The organism is Desulfitobacterium chlororespirans DSM 11544 (assembly GCF_900143285.1).
Lineage (GTDB): Bacteria > Bacillota > Desulfitobacteriia > Desulfitobacteriales > Desulfitobacteriaceae > Desulfitobacterium > Desulfitobacterium chlororespirans.
Genome location: NZ_FRDN01000016.1, coordinates 73,746 through 91,220 on the forward strand (window position 1 = coordinate 73,746; position 17,475 = coordinate 91,220).

General features: G+C 47.5%; 15 protein-coding genes. 12 read left to right on the forward strand and 3 right to left on the reverse strand.

What is annotated here, in order from left to right; translation table 11 throughout:
* The first annotated feature begins 9 nt into the window (after positions 1-9).
* The 4 genes from mtgC (at position 10) to BUA14_RS22620 (ending at position 4,905) form a co-directional block, all read left to right on the forward strand.
* On the forward strand, positions 10-672 hold the full coding sequence (gene mtgC, locus BUA14_RS22605; protein WP_072774686.1) for a glycine betaine-specific corrinoid protein MtgC: 663 nt from the start codon (positions 10-12) through the stop codon (positions 670-672).
* A gap of 137 nt (positions 673-809) precedes the next feature.
* A complete protein-coding gene (locus tag BUA14_RS22610) occupies positions 810-2,294 on the forward strand; it encodes a glycine betaine uptake BCCT transporter (protein WP_072774687.1) in 1,485 nt (494 codons plus the stop codon).
* Between the two features lie 83 nt (positions 2,295-2,377).
* Positions 2,378-3,046 (forward strand): DUF1638 domain-containing protein, encoded by a 669-nt coding sequence (locus tag BUA14_RS22615; protein WP_072774688.1) that lies wholly within the window; start codon positions 2,378-2,380, stop codon positions 3,044-3,046.
* Positions 3,047-3,069: 23 nt separating this feature from the next.
* On the forward strand, positions 3,070-4,905 hold the full coding sequence (locus BUA14_RS22620) for an ASKHA domain-containing protein (RefSeq protein WP_072774689.1): 1,836 nt from the start codon (positions 3,070-3,072) through the stop codon (positions 4,903-4,905).
* Positions 4,906-4,942: 37 nt separating this feature from the next.
* Here the strand turns inward: BUA14_RS22620 and BUA14_RS22625 are convergent, their stop codons facing one another.
* Together BUA14_RS22625 and BUA14_RS22630 are read right to left on the reverse strand one after the other, a co-directional pair.
* Entirely contained in the window at positions 4,943-5,587 is a 645-nt protein-coding gene (locus BUA14_RS22625) for a corrinoid protein (RefSeq protein WP_072774690.1), read from the reverse strand.
* 20 nt (positions 5,588-5,607) lie between these two features.
* Positions 5,608-6,885, reverse strand: coding sequence for a PocR ligand-binding domain-containing protein (locus tag BUA14_RS22630; RefSeq protein ID WP_072774756.1), 1,278 nt, complete (start codon positions 6,883-6,885; stop codon positions 5,608-5,610).
* A gap of 109 nt (positions 6,886-6,994) precedes the next feature.
* Here BUA14_RS22630 and BUA14_RS22635 point away from each other — a divergent pair, with 109 nt between their 5' ends.
* The 5 genes from BUA14_RS22635 to BUA14_RS22655 all read left to right on the forward strand — a co-directional run bounded on the left by BUA14_RS22635 (position 6,995) and on the right by BUA14_RS22655 (position 13,679).
* Positions 6,995-8,593 (forward strand): BCCT family transporter, encoded by a 1,599-nt coding sequence (locus BUA14_RS22635; protein ID WP_072774757.1) that lies wholly within the window; start codon positions 6,995-6,997, stop codon positions 8,591-8,593.
* A 36-nt stretch (positions 8,594-8,629) separates the two neighbouring features.
* Entirely contained in the window at positions 8,630-9,277 is a 648-nt protein-coding gene (locus tag BUA14_RS22640; protein ID WP_072774691.1) for a ComEA family DNA-binding protein, read from the forward strand.
* Positions 9,274-11,934: a ComEC/Rec2 family competence protein gene (locus BUA14_RS22645; RefSeq protein ID WP_072774692.1), complete on the forward strand. Its 2,661-nt coding sequence runs from the start codon at positions 9,274-9,276 to the stop codon at positions 11,932-11,934. Before BUA14_RS22640 ends, BUA14_RS22645 begins: the two co-directional genes overlap by 4 nt.
* A 202-nt stretch (positions 11,935-12,136) precedes the next feature.
* A complete protein-coding gene (holA, locus tag BUA14_RS22650) occupies positions 12,137-13,135 on the forward strand; it encodes a DNA polymerase III subunit delta (RefSeq protein WP_072774693.1) in 999 nt (332 codons plus the stop codon).
* Between the two features lie 112 nt (positions 13,136-13,247).
* Positions 13,248-13,679 carry a hypothetical protein gene (locus tag BUA14_RS22655; protein WP_072774758.1) on the forward strand — a complete coding sequence of 144 codons (432 nt, stop codon included), beginning with the start codon at positions 13,248-13,250 and terminating at the stop codon, positions 13,677-13,679.
* 222 nt (positions 13,680-13,901) lie between these two features.
* Here BUA14_RS22655 and rpsT read toward each other — a convergent pair whose 3' ends face one another.
* Positions 13,902-14,174 (reverse strand): 30S ribosomal protein S20, encoded by a 273-nt coding sequence (gene rpsT, locus BUA14_RS22660; RefSeq protein ID WP_005816503.1) that lies wholly within the window; start codon positions 14,172-14,174, stop codon positions 13,902-13,904.
* Positions 14,175-14,355: 181 nt separating this feature from the next.
* Between rpsT and BUA14_RS22665 the strand changes: the two genes are divergently transcribed.
* The 3 genes from BUA14_RS22665 (at position 14,356) to murJ (ending at position 17,471) form a co-directional block, all read left to right on the forward strand.
* Positions 14,356-14,688 carry a phage holin family protein gene (locus tag BUA14_RS22665; protein WP_015945164.1) on the forward strand — a complete coding sequence of 111 codons (333 nt, stop codon included), beginning with the start codon at positions 14,356-14,358 and terminating at the stop codon, positions 14,686-14,688.
* 75 nt (positions 14,689-14,763) lie between these two features.
* Complete coding sequence (gene spoIIP, locus BUA14_RS22670) at positions 14,764-15,846, forward strand: stage II sporulation protein P (protein ID WP_072774694.1); 1,083 nt, start codon at positions 14,764-14,766, stop codon at positions 15,844-15,846.
* 59 nt (positions 15,847-15,905) lie between these two features.
* Positions 15,906-17,471, forward strand: coding sequence for a murein biosynthesis integral membrane protein MurJ (murJ, locus tag BUA14_RS22675; RefSeq protein WP_072774695.1), 1,566 nt, complete (start codon positions 15,906-15,908; stop codon positions 17,469-17,471).
* Positions 17,472-17,475: the final 4 nt, after the last annotated feature.

Consider the following 17,475-nt stretch of genomic DNA (forward strand, 5'->3'; position numbering starts at 1 on the left):
TAATGAAAAATGACAGGAGGAATTATCGTGAGTTTATTGGATGAACTGAGACAAGCGATTATTGACGGAGATGAAGATATCGTAGCAGAACTTTCCCAAAAGGCTGTCGATGAAGATCTTGATTTGGTGGATACAGTTCAGTCGGGTCTGGTCAAGGGAATTGAGGTTGTGGGCACAGCATGGAAAGAAGGGGAGATGTTCTTACCGGATGTCATGATGTCGGCTGAAGCGATGAAAGTTGGTTTAGCTATCCTGGAGCCGGAAATTGCTAAGAAAGGAATGAGTGAAGGGGAATCCAAGGGTAAAATCGTCCTGGGCACTGTGGAAGGAGATATCCACGATATCGGTAAAAATATAACGGGCGCTATGTTTACAGCGGCAGGATATAAAGTAATTGACCTTGGTACAGACATCAAAGCGGAAGGCTTTGTGGCTAAGGCTCAGGAAGTAGGAGCAGATATCATCGGAGCCAGCGCCTTGCTGACCACTACCATGATCAAGCAAAAAGAACTGATCGAATATCTGAAAGAGAAGAATTTAAGAGACAGCTATAAAGTGTTGGTAGGCGGCGGCCCCACCAGCCAGGTATGGGCTGATGAGATCGGTGCGGATGGATGGGCGGAAACTGCGGACGATGCTGTTGAGCTTGCCAATAAGATTTTAGCCAAATAGAGAGGGCATGGGTCAATACTCGTTGCTTCGCTATCCGTTAGGACAATGTAATCAGCGGCGTTGGTTACACCTCTGCCGCTGATTTCTCTCAATAGCAAATTTTCGGATTATTGAAAAATTTGGAGAGGTGAGTGAATATGGGAGTTGAGAAGAAGCAAAACACCGTATTGTATATTTCTTCAGCCATTGCCCTGTTGTTTGTTCTGTGGGGAGTATTTTTACCTGAAAACATGGCCAATGTAGTCAATAAAGTATTTGCCTTATTAACCACGAATTTCGGCTGGCTTTACCTTTTAGCTGTTGCAATTTTTATTATCTTTGTTTTTGGTATAGCTATCAGCCGTTACGGGAAAATCAAGCTGGGTGCTGATGATGACAAACCGGAATTCAGCAATTTCCAATGGTTTGCCATGCTCTTTGGCGGGGGTATGGGCATTGGTTTGGTCTTTTGGTCTGTTGCGGAACCCATTATGCATTTTAACAGTCCGCCTTTCGGAGAGCCTGGAACCGTGGAAGCTATGCAAACTTCCATGCGGGTCGTTTTCTTTCACTGGGGCATTCATGCCTGGGTTAATTTTGCCATCGCCGGTTTGGCTCTGGCCTACTTCCAATTCCGCAAAGGGCTGCCCTTCCTGATTAGCTCGGCTTTCTATCCGCTCATTGGCGATCGGATTTATGGACCGATTGGTAAAGCTATCGATATTCTGGCAGTATTCGCTACTATTTTTGGTATTGCCACCAGTTTGGGCTTGGGTTCCAGCCAGATAGCCACAGGAATACAGTACATCTGGGGAATTCCGGCAAGCCCTCTGACCATTTCCCTTGTCATTGCCGTGATTACAGTTGTTTTTACTTTGGCCACAGTTTCCGGCCTGCATAAAGCGATGCAGTCCATAGCTAATGTAAAAGTTTGGTTATCTGTCGCTTTTATGGTGTTTATCTTCTACTTTGGCGGTAAAGTCTTTATCCTCAATACCTTTACCCAAGGTTTGGGGGATTACTTGCAGAACTTTATCGGTCAAACCTTCTGGATGGGCAATATGGATTGGCTGGGCGGCTGGACAATCTTCTACTGGGCTTGGTGGATCGCCTGGGCTCCGTTTGTCGGTCAGTTTGTAGCACGGGTATCGAAAGGGCGGACTATTCGGGAGTTTGTCTTTGCCGTAACCTTGCTGCCGGTTGGGTTTTCCCTGATTTGGCTGGGTATCTACGGCGGTGCAGCCTTTAATCTGGACCAGATTTCCGGAGGATTAATTCAAGCCGCTGTAAACTCCGACTACACTACTGCGTTGTTTGCCTTGCTGCAACAGATGCCTCTCTATGCCATAACCGGACCTTTAGCCATCCTGTTGATCATGACTTGCTTTGTGGGCGCAGCCGACTCAGCTACCTACGTTCTGGCCATGCTGACCTCCAATGGGGACATGGACCCCAGTAAGAAACTGCGCAGTTTTTGGGGAATTGTTCAAGGTGCTATGACGATTGTGCTCATTCTTGTGGGTGGTACGGCGGCCTTAAAAGCGCTTCAGACCGCTTCGATTGCCTCGGCCTTTCCTTTTATGCTCATCATGCTGGTTATGTGTTATAGTATTCTTAAAGCTCTCAGGAGCGATCATCCTTAGTGCTCCAAAGTAATAGAGCTTAAACCACAGGTAAAACACTCAGATTTTGTATCTGGGTGTTTTACCTCATCAGGAGAATTACTATGAAAATTAAACTGATCGGTTGCCATTCCACCATGAATGAGATCAAAGCCCTAAAGAACGATGAGTTGATGGCGTGCGAATTTCTTGACTTTAATTATCATGCCCAACCGGCGGAACTCCATAAAAAAATCCAGGAGCTCATTGATGCCAGCCAGGATTATGATCTTATTGTCCTGACTTATGGCCGTTGCTCCAATACCTTGGTGGACTTAGTTTCGCCAGCCGTTCCGATGCTGATACCGGCTACTCATGATTGCATCGGTCTTTTGATGGGTTCCAATGTTCGTTATCTGGAGCTTTTCGGCAAGAACACCAGAACCTATTTCTTCAGCCAGGGATGGCTGGACTATGGCCGTACTCCCTATGACGAGTACCTGGAATATGTGGAAAAGTATGGCGAGAAAAAGGCCGGGAAGATCATCCAAGCTCTTTACGGACACTACAACAAAGCCATGCTGATTAAATCGGTGGGTATGGAAATGCCGGAGTCCTATTACAGAAAGCTGCAAAAAATAGCTGATTTTTTCGGCTGGGAGATCGAAGAGATGGAAGGCGATGCCGGCCTGCTCAACGCCTTGGTTCGGGGTGAGAAGCTTGAGGACATTGTGTTCATTGAGCCAGGTCAGCCTGTGACTCTGAAGCATTTTGCCGAAAGTGATCCAACGTAAACACAAGCAGGGGAGGGAGAACGGTGATCATCAGAATAAAGCATTACGGAGAGGTAAAGATAGGGGACAGTAAGAATTTATTGCTTAATTTATTTGAAAACCGCATCGGGATCGATAATATTTGCAATGGCAAAGGAATCTGCGGCAAGTGCAAGGTCCGCTTTATTCAAGGGGTGCCTGCAGTAACTTCTGCCGATTTAAGATATTTATCCGCCGAGGAGCTTGAGGAGGGCATCCGCCTTGCTTGCCAGGTCAAGCCTCAAAAAGGTATGGAAATCGATGTAAATCTGTCCAATTCATTTGATCGCAAGAACACAGTGCTGCGCAGGGATGCCCAAATTACTTTGGATTCCGGATTGAGCGGGATTTCTCTGACGATAGCGCAGCCGAGTCTGGAGGATGAACGTGGGGATTGGGATAGGATTGTTGATGAATATAGAAAGGTGATGCCGGAGCAGGGGTTAATTCTTCCCTCTCTGGGAGTTCTGGAGAGACTTTCCGGGACTCTGCGCAAACAAGACTATCAGGTAACTGTGGTCACTTGGCAGAATAGGGTGATTGATGTTCAATCGGGACATGGGACAGCTCTGCATGGGCTGGCTATCGACATCGGTACCACCAGTGTCGCCGTGGCCCTGATCGACTTGAAGACAGGGGAAGTTCTGGGAAGTGTCTCTGCTGAAAATGGACAGACAGCCTTTGGTGGCGATGTCATTTCCAGGATAGCCTATGCCGGGGAGGGGGTGGAGAACCGCCTTCAGCTCACCGAAGCAGTCCGCAGCACTATCAACACCCTGATCGATGAGCTGGTGCGTCAGCATAAGATTGACCGTAACTCCATCTATAAAATGACGATTGTTGCCAACACAACCATGAGTCATCTCTTTTTGGGGCTGGATGTATCCAATCTTGCTGTGTCACCTTATGTTTCTGTCTATAATCAGGCTCTCGAGTTTTCCGCCAAGGAGTTGGGTCTGGGGAGCAATCCGGAAGCTGTCGTTCAGATATTGCCTAACATTGGGAGCTTTGTGGGTGGGGATACGGTGGGAGCCCTCATGGGTGCGCCTGAGGTGCTGGCTCAGGGAAATCATCTTTTGCTCGACCTGGGCACCAATTGCGAATTGGTTCTAAAAACCGAAAAAATGATGCTGGCTTGCTCTACCGCGGCAGGTCCAGCTTTTGAAGGAGCAGGCATTTTCCATGGCATGAGGGCAAAGCCCGGTGCTATTGAAGGGATACGAATCCACGAAGAGGGTGTGGAGCTCCGGGTCATCGGGGATGAGGAGGCCCTCGGAATTTGTGGTTCAGGCTTGATCGATGGTATCGCCCAAATGCGCCAAGCCGGTATCATTAATCGAAAAGGGGCTTTCGTTGATCCTGACCATAAGGATGGCAGCTTAGCGGATGAGTTAAAGTCGCGAATCCGCAAGAAAGAGGATTATTGGGAATTTGTGTTTGCTTTTGGCCGGCAACATAAAAAAGATATCTCTTTAGGTCAAAGAGATATCGAAGCCTTACAACTGGCTAAAGGTGCAGTATGTGCCGGGATTAAAACGTTGGTCAGCCTGGCCGGCATTTCGCTCCAGGATTTGGATTCCATCGTCATGGCGGGAACCTTCGCCACCTATCTTAAGAAAGAGTCCATCCTCAGCATTGGGCTGACTCCCCATACGGATCCTGAGAAGATTAAGATGGCAGGAAATGCAGCCCACCTGGGTGCAATTCGCGCCCTTCTCAATCAGGGGACCTTTGCCGAGGGGGCAGAGCTTGCCCGCCGGATTCAACATGTCGAACTGGGCGGGGACAAAACCTTTACGAACTTTTTCATGAGAAGTATGTATTTGGAGCCAACTGACTAAAGGGATAACCTTGTCTTTGGACCAAGCCAGGACTTCTTTAGTCTTTGCGGAGGAAGAGTTTATCATAATTTTCTTTGAGATAATCCCTTATCTCGAAGGCATTTTCAAAATAATAGTCTGCAGCAATTTCACTGGCAAATTCTTCAGTAACCGGTGCGCCGCCAACAAAGATCTTGACACTGGGACTTTGCTGCCGCACCTCCTCGATGATGCTCTTCATGATCCCCATCGTCGTGGTCAGCAGGGCAGAAATCATCAGGATCTCAGGCTTTTCCTTGCGGACAGCATCGGCAAACTTTTTGGGGGTGACATCAACCCCAAGATCAATGACCTTAATACGAAGGGACATGACCATGGTTTTGACCAGAGTCTTGCCGATATCGTGCAAATCTCCGGCCACAGTCCCGACGATGACTTTGCCAGGCTTATTGGGGCTGCTGGAAATGAGATGGGGCTCCAACAGACTGAGCCCGGCATGCATGGAACGGGTCGCCATGAGAACTTCGGGGATGATCACGTTGCGCTCACGAAACTTATCCGCGATCTCGTTCATACCGGCGATCAGGCCTTTTTCCAGGATGACCTGGGCCGGGTAGCCCATAGATAAAGCTTTATGAGTTAAATCATAAGTTATTTCAGCTTCTCCTTCTAAAATGGAATGCTTCAATTGATTAAGGATCATTGTTTACTTCCTTTCATCGTTTAAAATAGGCTGTTTCTATAGACTAAAGGCGTAACTCCTATATATTTGCGGAAGACTTTGGCAAAATGACTCTGGTTTTGAAAGCCGACGGCCAATGCCACATCTTTGACACTGAATTCGGGTTTTTTCAAGAGTTCCACGGCTTTCTCCACCCGGACGCGGGTTAAGTAATCATTAAATGTACAATCCAATTGCTGCCGAAAGAGTCTGGAAAGGTGAGAAGGACTGATAAAGAGGTGCTCGGCTGCATCCGCAATTGTTAAAGGCTGGGCATGATTGTGCAGAATGAAGGATCGGGCATCCTTGACCAGGCTTAAATGTTTTTTATCAGCTAAGATAAAGATGTTTTCCAGAAACTCATCAACAATCTGTTTAATGAAATAGATGATCTCCTCTACCCGCTCCATATTCTCCAGTTTTTTGTAGAATGTACTGAGAATGGTCACGGCTTGTTCCGCGTCGGAACCTCCCTCCACGGCGGCCCGGGATGTTAAAGCGGCCAACTCAACGATTCTGTCTTTGGCTAATTGGGGCTCACCTGTGGATTTCGTGTAGATTTTGATGATTAAGTTTTCCAAAGTAGCAAAGGCTCTTGATTTATCCCCAAGTCGAATGTATTGCAGAAATCTTCTTTCGTCTTTTAAGATGGATTCATAAGAAATATCCGTTCTCCGGGGGCCCTTTTTGCGCTTGAGTATTTGGTCATGGAGCTGCTGTTGCAAGACCTTGTAGGCTTTCTCCTCTTCAAAGGCCCGAAGATTGTTTTTAAGGATATGGCTGACCACCACAAAGAGAAGATTAGCGGCAGCCTGGGCCTGGTCGGCGGATATGATGGAGAGATTGGGAACCGCTTGATTTAATTCCTCGGGGTCGATTTTAAGCCCTTTACTAATATCCTGTAATTCCTGAATAAAAAAGCGATCCGGCTTCCAGAGGAGAACTTGACCACAGATAATGCTTCCCAAAGTAATGTCTTTGCTAAGGATGGGAACAGCCCAGATCACAAGGCCTGCATGGCAACGGAAGAAATAGGGTTCATCCCATTTGACGGCTTCACTGGTAGCCCGTTTATAGGAATCGATACAGCGTTTATTGCCCTGAGGATTGTTGCGGATGCATTGGCAGAAAGGAGACCTGTCTAAACTTCCCGGAATGGAAAAGGTCTCACCGCGATAGTTGACGGCCTCGATTCTAAGGCCTGTGGCCTGTGTAAAATTGCCCAATATATTTTCCAGGTAAGAAGGATCAAAGAAGCCTTCCAGACTAGACCGATTCATCATCATCACCTATGCTTCTTGAAATTTCAAAATAGAGTGATAACAGGTGTCTATACCATACTATAGGCTAAATGAAGAGAAAAATCCAGAGATAGAGGGGAGAATGGATATGGAAACCGAAACAAATTCCAAGAACAATAAAGTTCTCAATAGGCAGCCTAAAACCGCGAATTGGGCGCTATTGGGGAATATTGATCCCTATGTGTTTATCATTTCAGCTCTGTTAGCGGTGGGTTTTCTCCTTTGGGGTGTGGTTGATTCTGAAGGGCTGAGCCATGTCTCTAATACCATTCTTGATTACATCATTCAGCAGTGGGGCTGGTTGTTCATTGTGGGAATTCTTTTTTTCCTGCTTTTTTGCCTTTACTTAGCCTTCAGCCGCTACGGCGATATCAAACTGGGAGGCCAGGATACCTTACCGGAATACAGCACCTTCTCCTGGTTTGCCATGCTTTTCGGTTGTGGCATGGGAGTGGGGTTAGTATTCTGGTCCATTGCTGAGCCCATCAATCATTTTCTCAACCCTCCGTCTTATGTCAGTGCTCTTAGCCCATCACAGTCAGCTGAATGGTCTTTAGCCATCTCCTTTTTTCACTGGGGGCTCAGCGCCTGGGCTTCTTTTGTCCTGATCGGGCTGGCCATGGGGGTCATTATTTTCCGCAATAAGATGCCGATGCTCTTGAGCAGCTGCTTTTATCCACTGTTAGGGGATAGAATCTATGGCCCTATCGGCAAATTAATTGATATTATTACCCTTTGGGCATCGCTTTTTGGTATGACAACCACCATCGGTCTGGGTACCAAGCAGCTGGCGGCAGGAATTACTTATAATTACGGCATTCCTCAAGGTATTCCCTTGCTTTTAGGAATATTGGCCATCGTCATTATCTGTTATCTGATTTCAGCTTGTACTCCTAACCTGAAAGGAATAAAAATAGGTTCCGATCTGAGTTTAATTGCCACCGGAGGCCTTCTCCTTTTCGTCTTTCTCTTCGGTCCCACGAAATTTATTATGGATATGTTTGTCAACAGTACAGGGGTTTATATTCAGAACTTTTTTGCTATGAGTCTCTGGACGGATCCCATAGGACAGAGCGGCTGGCTGGGCAGCTGGACAATATTTTATTGGGCTTGGTGGATTGCCTGGGCCCCCTTTGTCGGTATGTTCATCGCCAAGATTTCGAAAGGGCGCACTATCAAAGAATTCGTCCTGGGCGCTTTGATCGCGCCTACTCTTCTGGATATGATCTTTTTTGGCATTTTCGGGGGGACTTCGTTGAGCCTTGAACTTAATCAAGTGTCCCAGGGTATTTTGGCCAATGCTATTAATGTGGATATTTCCAGTGCGGTATTCGTTTTGTTTGAACAGTTTCCCTTCCGGGAGATCACTTCACTCATATTAATCTTTGTCATCTTTACCTTCTTTGTCGTATCGGCTGATTCATGCACTATCGTCCTGGGTATGCTCTCCAGCGGAGGGAACGAAAACCCAAGGATTCCCTTAAAGCTGTTTTGGGGAATAGCGATGGGAGCTGCTGCAGGGCTGCTGCTGATGCTCGGGGATGGAGGGTTGGATGCCCTGCAAATGGCCTCGATCCTGGGTGGATTTCCCTTCTTGTTCATTATGTTTGCCATTTGCTACAGTATTATTAAAACGTTAAGAAGGGAAAAATCGACAAACCTTGTTGGAATTCGAGAGAGGAATTAAAGGGAAATGTGGAGAAAACCCCATATTACTTAGGGGATGATGAGTAACCCTGAGGATTATGGGGTGATTTTGTTGGAGCGGAAGATCCGTTACCTTTGGTGGGGAGTTTTAGGTCTTTTGATCGTGGCAGCGGTCTGGAAATTTATCCTGCCTCACAACTCGGCCGTCATGGTGGAGAGGGCGGTTGAAAATCGGGAAATCATCGTTTACGTGTCCGGGGCGGTGGAGAAGCCTGGGTTGGTTCATTTGCCGGTGAATGCCCGCTTGAATGACGCTTTGCAGCAGGTGGGCCCTTTGCCTGAAGCGAACATCGATCAGATCAATCCTGCGGAGAAATTAAAGGACGGTCAGAAGATCATCGTGCCTTATAAACCGGTACTGCAGCTGCAGCCTGCGGCACTTCCAGCTGCTGGATCCCAGGAGCCCCAGGGACAGACCGCCACGGCTAACCTTAGCCCGAGTGCAGGTGCCGCATCAGGCTCCCCTAATTTAATTAATATCAATACAGCCGATGCCGCCGAATTGGATAAGCTGCCGGGGATTGGGCCTGCGCTGGCTGAACGGATTATTCAATATCGGATCGAGCATGGTCTTTTTCTGCAGCCTGAGGATTTGAAAAAGGTTTCCGGTATTGGGAATAAGACCTATGCCAAGATGGCTGATCTGGTCACGGTGGGGCCATGAGGGATCCATGGACTAGACGCTTAGCCGCCTTGCTTATGGGTGGTTTAATAGGAGTTTACACCCCAGAACCCATGTGGTGGATTGTTCTGGGGATTTTCCTATGGGTGCTGCTGCGCATCTTCTTCTGGAGACCCCTGGATTTCTTCGGCCCTGAGTTGCGGCCAGAAATCCTCATCCTCTGTGCCAGTATCCTGGTGGGATTTGGGTTTGGGCAGACGGGAAAATTGGCATTGGCTCCGCCCCTTACTATGAGCCATGTTCAGGTTACGGGTGGGTTGCAGGATTGGTCTCTTCATGAGGAGGGGGCCGTAGGGTTATTCGAAATTCTGGGACCTGTGGATGCTCCGGAGCCATCTCTTGATGGAGAGGAGTATTCAGAGGAAGGTCCGAGGGCTGGAGACTTTTTTAAAAAAAAATACCGTCTGCGGGTTTATTTTGATGTTGAGGGAAATCTTCCGGCGGGGTGGGATCTTGTTCGGCCGGGGGATACGCTGGCATTTACGGCCAAGATCGAGCAGCCCAAGCCTCCGGGAACTCAAGGTCAGTTTGATTATCCCCTGTATAACGCTGTCCGTGGCCTTTCGGGATGGATTACCGCCCAAGGTGAGGCAGAGATACTGAGGACCGGCACCGCTGGCTTAAGCTGGCGGGTTCGGAACCATGTACAGGAGCTTCTGGCAGACTATCCTCAAGCCCAGACCAGCCTGCTGGAAGGAATTTTGTTCGGGGATACAAGCAGGATACCGGAAGGAGCCTTGGAAAGTTATCGGATTACAGGGGTCTATCATGTCTTTTCGGCATCCGGTTCCAATGTGGCCTTTCTCCTGCTCCTTTGCTGGAACTTTTTGTTTTTTCTGCCTCGTTCGTGGCGAGTGGGAATAACCCTTGTCCTATTGGTTTTTTATGCCCTGCTCTGTGGAGGTAATCCGCCGATTCTGCGGGCAACGATCATGGCGGTCTTTGTTTTATTAGGAAGATTGGGGAAGGGGAGAGAAGCTGGAAGAGGAAATGGCTGCAGGAGCCTCTTGCTTGCGGCCTTCCTGCTCTTTATATGGCAGCCATTAATCCTCAAAGATATAGGGTTTCAGCTTTCCTTTATGGCCACCTGGGGAATTCTTATCTTAAGTGCTGACCTGGAGAAAATGTCATGGGTCAGGGATTGGCCCAAGTCGATCAAGAGTGCCTTTTCCATGACCTGTGCCGCCCAGGCTGCTACCCTGCCCCTGATGATAGGTGCCTTTCACCGCTTATCCATTATCGGAGTTCTGGCCAATCTTTTGGCCCTGTTTGTATTGGGAAGTATTTTTGAACTGGGAATTCTTGCTGTTTTTCTCTCCTTCATTCCTCAGATTGCATTGCCCTTATTTCAGGTCAGCCTTTGGCTTTTAACTGGGGTAAGTGAATTTCTTATGCAGCTGGCCCGGATTCCTTGGGCGGATGTTTGGGTGGTGAATCCCGGACCTCTCTTTTGGGTATGTTGGTATGGCTGGTTTCTTGTACTTCTTGTGGGGAAGGAAAAGGTTGGCTTTATAATCAGGGTGGGGTTGGGGAACTTGTATCGGGTTGGTCAACCTTGGATTATACGGGGGATTGCTTTGATGAGACCACTTGGGGCAGTCCTGCAAAAGGTAATGCCCCAAAGTGAGAGATGGTGGTCAAAATGCCGGGAATTCATCAATCAGAATAGGAAGGGCCAAGAGAGTTCCAGGGCTGGGTGGGCAAAGCTGGGGATTAAAGGGGAAAGAGTCCTGGCCGTGGTTCTCCTGCTGCTTTTCTTATGGAGTCCCTGGAACGCACCGGGTGTTCTTCAAGTGACTTTTATCGATGTGGGGCAGGGGGACTGCATTCTCATTGAGACGCCAGAAGAAATCCGGATTATGGTGGATACAGGGCCTAAGACCAGTACTTTTGACGCAGGGGAGCGGGTTATTGTGCCTTACCTCCTTCAGCGAGGGATCAAGCGCCTGGATGCCCTTATTCTGACCCATCCTCATGGAGATCATGTAGGTGGGGCCGGGGCAATTCTTGAGACTATTCCCGTGGGCTGGGTGGGGATTCCTGAGGATGGATTGAACTGGCTGAATTATGACTCCTTTGGGGAGGGGCAGGCAGAAGATAGTTCTCAGAATGGGTGGGGAGAAGGCGGGCCGGACCGGGAGCTCATCAAGATGCTGGAGAAGATGACCCTGGAAAGGTTGTCCCGTGGCGATCAATTGACTTTGGATTCCCAGATTACGCTCACTGTGATCGCCCCTGGTGAAGTATTGAAGGGAACCAAATCTGATGAGAATAATAATTGCCTTGTTTTGCGTTTGGAAAACCAAGCGGGACAAAGTGTGCTCTTAACGGGAGATATGGAAGAAGAGCAGATGGAAGAAATTTATGGCTCGGGGCAGAACTATGAAGCAGACGTGTTCAAAATCCCTCACCATGGCAGCCGCTATTCCTTAATGACGGATATGCTGGCTCAGATCAATCCCCAAGCGGTGGTGATTCCCGTAGGGAAGAACTCTTTCGGTCATCCCAGCCCACAAGTTCTGGAGTACTGGAGTGAGCGGCAGGTTCCTATTTATAGGACGGATGAGGACGGGACCATTCAGATAAAACTTGATGGGATATCTGTGGAGGTTATCACCGGCAGGAATAGGATAAATTGAAGAAACACTTTTAAGAAGCGCAGTGCAAATTAAATTTAAAAAAATTATACATATAAATGTATAAAACTTAATGAGGTGGTAAGAATAGGAAGGAACATCTCTTTTCTCCTCCTCTTTCTTTTGCCCCTTCAGTTTTGGAGGGGTCTTTTCTTTTGCTTTCCTGCCTCTCCTTGGTTACAATAAGAGGGTAGGAGGGGCTGTTATGTGGGAAGTAGATCAAGTTCGACAAGGAATTGTCAAGAATCAAATTCCTCCCGTCAATCTTTGGTATGGTGAGGAACGGTTTTTTATTCAAGAAGCTCTTCATGTGTTAAAGAATAGTTATCTTGCCCAAGATCCATCGGGCAGTGGTATAGAAATTCTATCCGGAAAAAGTACCGGCCCGGAGCAGATTGTGGAAATCGCCAATACGGTCTCTTTTTTTGGCGGCAAACTGATTATCGTTGAAGACATTCCCTATTTTCAAGATGGTCAAGGGGATGCCTTGGAACCCTTTTTCGCTTATTTTGAAAATCCCAATCCAGGGACTTGTATTGTTTTTCTTGCCCAAAGTGTGAATCGTGGACGGAAGTTCTTTAAAACTATCGAGAAAAAGGGGTCAATCTTGGAATTCGGCAGCCCCAAGCGACAGCAGGAATGGAGCGCTTGGCTGGATCGGGAATTGGCTTCCCGGGGTAAAACCATGAAACCCCAAGTCAAGGCTCTTTTTCTGGAGTGGGGAGGACATCAGGTAGGGGCCCTGAGCCAGGAGTTGGATAAGCTCGCTTTATATGTGGAGGGCAAAGAAATCCGGGCAGAAGATGTCAGGAGCCTGGTGCCCCAGGCTGTGGAGGCCACTGTCTTTGAACTCCTGGATGCTGTAGCGGCCCGTTCCTCGAAGGAAGCGGTGCAAAAGCTTCAACAAGTGCTGCGCCAGGAACATTCCTTAAAAGTCCTAACCCTATTATCCCGTCAGGTTCGCCTGCTCCTCGGGGCACGAGCGATGCGGCAACAGGGCAAGGGTGTGGAGGAGGCTCCCCGACTCTTGGGTATTAAACCCTACGAAGCTCAAAAGATATGGCAGAAGGCAGCCCTGTTGACCTGGGAACAATTATCCTGGGCCTTAAGAGAGTGTCTGGAGACGGATGTGGGTATCAAGACGGGAAAAGGGGATCCTGAATTTTTGTTGGAGCTGATGGTTGTCAAATTCTGTGAAACATGAGACTGGAAAACCATCAGTCATGTATGTGATTTGATTACTAATACCGCTCGTGCCGGGAGCGGGGAGGCTCCTAATGAGAAAGGCATTTGAGGTAATAATAGGAGGGCATAAAATGAGCAACATAGAGGGATTTAATGTCGAGTCGGATCAATGGATTGTTAAGAAGTTGTATAGTCTTATAGAATCAGATGAGGAAGCAAGAAAAAGTGGCGAACCGGCAACTCGTCCATATGTTTTAGAGGGGCAACCTGAAGATGAGAAGGTGACTATATTCTCAACTGAAAAAACTTATCGTGAGGCAATTGATGCGGCTATAAAATATGCATATGATCAATCATCTAAACAAACACGTATCATCCTTTTTTTTGATGGATATGTAAGGTTAAAAGGGGTTCGTCGAGATGCATTTTTGTATCAGGTTTATAGCAAGGATGGTACATGGCTCCAATTTGCACAGGCGTATCAACCAAAGGGATTATTCAGACAATATAAGAGGAAAGGTGATCTTGTGTTTGTCCGTGAGGTAGAAACCCCTGGCAGATGATATCATCTTAACTCGGACAAGATATGAATCAGTTGACGCCTCTGCCTCTCCAATGTTTAACGGATTATAACACCAACATGTGTGGGGAAACAAAGATATTTTTAAAATGGAGCCGCCATATGGCAATATAAGAAGAGCGTGTCGCTCTGTGTTCATAATATAAACACAGAGCGACACGCTCTTTCTATGTCGTTTTAATTATTCCTATTGTGTATAGACGACTTAGCCCACCTGCGCAAATTGCTTCGCATAACGCTTGGTTAAGCGGGACTTCTTGCGAGCAGCCGTGTTTTTGTGCACTAAACCTTTGGAAGAAGCTTTATCCAAAGCGCGGGTAGCTTTATTTAACGCAAGTTTTGCGGTTTCGGCGTCCGTGCTTAAAGACTCTTCAAAACGACGAATCGTTGTGCGTAAAGTTGATTTGGCAGCCGCATTTTTAATGGTGCGGACTTTAGCGATTTCAACTCTTTTGATTGCGGACTTAATATTTGGCACTTTTGGTCACCCCCTTTGGATCGAATCTTTCCATCAGATTACGCAAAGACTATTTTATCATTGAATCCTAAAATTTACAAGGATTAATGCAGGATAAATAATATTTATAAAATTGTTCAGACTATAAAGGATGTATTTAGGCTAAATGCCTAGAATTCAATTTGAAATGGAGGAACAACCTATGTTAGGAATGATTGTCCGCTTTCTTGTTTCAGCCGTAGTCCTTCTCTTAGTCAGTTACTTAGTACCCGGTCTCAAAGTCGCCGGCTTTACCGGGGCGCTCATTGCGGCCGTTGTCATTGCTGTCTTGGGATATGTAGTGGAGCTGGCCTTTGGCCGGGATAAAGTCACCCGTGTGCATCGGGGAGTTGTCGGCTTTTTAGTATCGGCTGTCGTGATTTATGTCAGCCAGTTTATTGTACCCGGCTCGATTCAAGTCAGCATCATTGGGGCTCTTCTGGCATCCCTGGTCATCGGAATTGTTGATGCCTTTGTACCTACTGAACTGCGCTAAATAAATGCATAAAAGGTTCTAAGAAGAACTTGTCCCTCATATTTCTTAGTAAAGAAGGAAAGGGGGACAAGTTTTTTGTTGAAAGAAAATATGTTTTCCACGAAGAAGTGGCGATGGAGTTTTTGGCCCTCGGCCCGCTGGGCTCGCGGTTTTCTTCTTATTTTGCTGACCCTCCTTTTCCTGGGCTTATTCGTTTATGCTTTAGAAGAAGGAACGTCCCGTCAATTGGTTCGTGTCATGGCCCAGCAAAGCTTCCCCTTTGAAGCTCTTATATTAGAGGGAATCCCCGGTTATTCCCAGCCGGAGAGGGAGCATCTTAATCAGATCAGAACTCAAGGGGTCTCATTAGGGACATTTTTATTGACTGGAGTCAATATCGCCGATGCCCGCACCTATTTCTTCAGCTATTTTACTCCCCCACCAGGGGGACCGGCTTGGATTGGTTGGGCCTATAACCCGGGGGACCCGGAATATGAAGGGGAAATACCCGAATTGGAGGAGATTCCCCTTACTCCCTCCCCTGTACCGCCAGAGCATGAAGAACCGGCGCTGCCGCTGGATGATGAGGTGCTTGTGGGCATCTACCATACCCATAATTCTGAGAGCTATGCCGGCGACGGGGGAGGGGAGCGGGATAATAAGGGGGACGGAGAGATAGTCCGCGTAGGGGAAACTTTAAAGGGATCTCTGGAGAAGCATGGCATTCGAACTGTTCAGGCTTTGGATATTCATGATGTTGAGGATTTTAATAAAGCTTACAGCAAGTCTTTGTATACAGCCGCAGCTTTGGTTAAGAACTATCCCTCCATGAAGCTCCTCTTGGATCTGCATCGGGATGGGCTGCCGCCGGGAGTCAATAAAGGCACAGTGATGATTCAAGGTAAAGAAGTTGCACGAGTCATGATCGTCATTGGTCAGAAAAATCCCCATTGGGAAACCAATGAAGCCATCGCTGAAGAGCTGATTGCTTTTGCTGAGGAGAACTACCCGGGATTATTTATTCCCCGCATTACCTATGCCTCAGATGCCCGCTATAATCAGCATTTGCTGGATGGAGCCATTCTGTTTGAAATCGGCAGTCAGCTGAATACCTTTGCAGAAGCGCAAGGGACGGCAGAAGTCTTGGGAAGTCTATTGGCGGATTGGCTGAAAGAATGATATAATTCCATAGTTAGAGAATTTTAGCATCAAGATGAGAGGCAAAAGGGGACGAAATTATGTCAGGTACGCGGACGGTAGCTATGGCGGCCGGACTCTTAATGCTTACACAGCTTGCATCAAGGATTCTGGGCTTCTTAAGAGAGTCATTGATGGCGAATTTCTATGGAAAAACGGGAGTAACCGATGCTTACCAAACGGCATTTATTCTTCCGGATTTAATTTATTGGCTTTTAGTAGGCGGAGTTTTAAGCTCTGCCTTTATTCCTGTATTCTCCGAATATATCCATAAAGGAAAGGAAGAGGAAGGGTGGCGGGTTGCCAGTTCTTTCATTAATCTGATCCTTTTGCTTTTAAGCGCTTTGGTTATCTTAGCCCTGATCTTTACTCCCTATTTTATTCGCTTGCAGGTTCCCGGATTTACAGTGGAAAACCAAGCTCTGACGGTCCTGCTCACCCGAATTATCTTGATTCAACCCCTGCTCCTGGCTTTGAGCGGAATTACCATGGGAATCTTAAACTCCTATAAGATCTTTTGGCCCAGTGCCTTGGGTACGGTTCTCTATAATGCCAGTGTCATTGTCTTCGGTGTGATTCTGGCCCGACCTGATGAGCCGGAATCCATCTCAGGTTTTGCCATCGGGGTCGTGGTAGGAGCCCTGCTTAACTTTGTGGTGCAGATACCTGCTCTGCGCCGTCAAGGCCTTCGTTATTATCCCATCATTGATTGGCGGCATCCCGGAGTCCGCAAAATAGCGGTTCTGGCCGTTCCGATTATTCTCAGCTATTCCTTGAACCAAATCCAAGTAGTAGTGAACTCGAACTTAGGCTCCCACCTTATCGAAGGCAGCTTGACGGCGGTGTGGTATTCTTACCGTTTATATCAGTTGCCGGTGGGTATTTTTGCCCTGGCTATTGCTGTCGCTGTATTTCCGACATTAAACGAACATGCTGCCCTGAATAAATGGAAGGATTTTGTTCTGACTTCATCTCTTGCTGTGCGTATGGTGATTTTTATTACCTTACCTATTTCTATAGGAATGATTGTTCTGCGCTATCCTTTGATCCGGGTGCTCTTTGAGCATGGGGCTTTTACCCCCACCGACACCTTCGCTACGGCTATTCCTCTTTTGTATTTTGCCGTAGGGATCTCGGCCCAATCTGTGATCCAAATCCTGCCTCGGATGTTTTATGCTCTTCAGGACACCTGGACTCCGGTGGTCATCGGCATTATCTCTATGCTGGCCAATGTGGCGTTCATGTTTCTCCTGGTCAAACCCTTGCAGACTGGGGGATTAGCTTTTGCCACCTCCTTAGCTGCCGTACTTAATGCGATTCTGCTTCTTTATCTCCTGCGCAAGCGCTTAAAATCCATCGACGGTCGGAGAATGTTTGCAACTACTCTCAAGACTTTAGCGGCTTCCGGTGTGATGGGGCTGGCAGTTTGGCTGGGGGGGCAATGGCTGACCTCACTTGTAGGAGTAGGAAAAGTGGCTTCCATCTTTGTCTTGCTGGCGGGTACTTTGCTGGGCGCCCTCATTTTTGCCGCCGTAACCAAGGCCATGGGTATGGAAGAGTTTGAACAGACCCTTGGTCTATTTCAGAAACGTATCAGGAGAGGGTAGTTCT